Source organism: Streptomyces sp. NPDC026515, assembly GCF_055567595.1.
The window spans coordinates 1-1,023 of sequence record NZ_JBVHQD010000066.1; the positions used below are offsets into that span (position 1 = coordinate 1).

A 1,023-nucleotide genomic window follows, 5' to 3' on the forward strand; every position below is an offset into this window, starting at 1 on the left:
ACTTGGTGGCGTAGACGGCGGTGTAGCCGCCGATGAGGGGGCGGGCCTCGACCTTGGCGAAGCCGGTGTCCTGGAGCCACTGGGTGGCGTCGGCGACGGTGTACTCGGATCCGCCCTCGGTGTCGATGAGCATGTTGAGCGAGAGCATCAGGCCGTAGGTGTTGCGGCGGCGCTCGTCGTCGATCATGGCGTCGTAGACGATGAGGGTGCCGCCCTCGGGCAGGCTGTCGTAGGCCTTCTTGAGCAGGAGCCGGCGCTGTTCCAGGTTCCAGTCGTGGAGGATCTGTCCCATGACGTAGACGTCGGCGGCGGGCAGCGGGTCGGCGAAGAAGTCCCCGCCGTGGAAGGCGAGGCGGTCGGTCAGGCCGTGGGCGGCGGCGAACTCCTCGAACACCGGCTGCACGGGGGGCAGTTCGAAGACGGCGCCGGTGATGTCCGGGTTGGCGCGCAGGACGGCTGCGGGTACGGCGCCGAGGGCGCCGCCCAGGTCGACGACGTGGCGGCGGCCGGTCCAGTCGAAGTCGGCGGCGAGGGCGGCGGCCAGCGGGGTGCTGACGCCGTTCATGCCGTTGAGGAAGTTCCGCCAGGCGGCCGGGTCCTGGCTGAGGGTGGCGAAGAACGGGGCGCCGCTGTGCGCGACTTCGTTCTGGAGGGTGCCGGTGCGCAGCGCGTCGGTGAGGTTGTTCCAGAAGCCGAAGAGCCGGGTGTTGGCCATCTCCAGGATGCCGCCCACGTACGACGGCTTGGCGCGGTCCAGGAACAGGTCCGCGGCGGGGGTGTTGGCGTAGACGCCGGTCTCGTCACGGGTCAGCACCCCGAGCGAGACCAGGGCGTCGAGGAAGTCCGCGGCGGACCGGGAGTGCAGACCCACCTCGGAGGCGAGCGACTCCCGGTCGCGGCCGCCGTCGGCCAGCACGGTGAAGACTCCCAGCTCCACCGCGCTGAGAAGGGTCTTGGAAGCCATGAAGCCGAGGCCCAGCTGAAGGAACGGCTCAGGGGTGATCGGGTCGTTGACCGACATGT

At 70.0% G+C, this 1,023-nt stretch carries 1 protein-coding gene; it reads right to left on the bottom strand.

Going from position 1 to position 1,023, the window contains the following annotated elements:
• Positions 1 to 964: methyltransferase (locus tag ACZ4O3_RS44115; RefSeq protein WP_467728043.1), on the bottom strand; the 964-nt coding region annotated here is incomplete at its 3' end.
• Positions 965 to 1,023 lie beyond the last annotated feature (59 nt).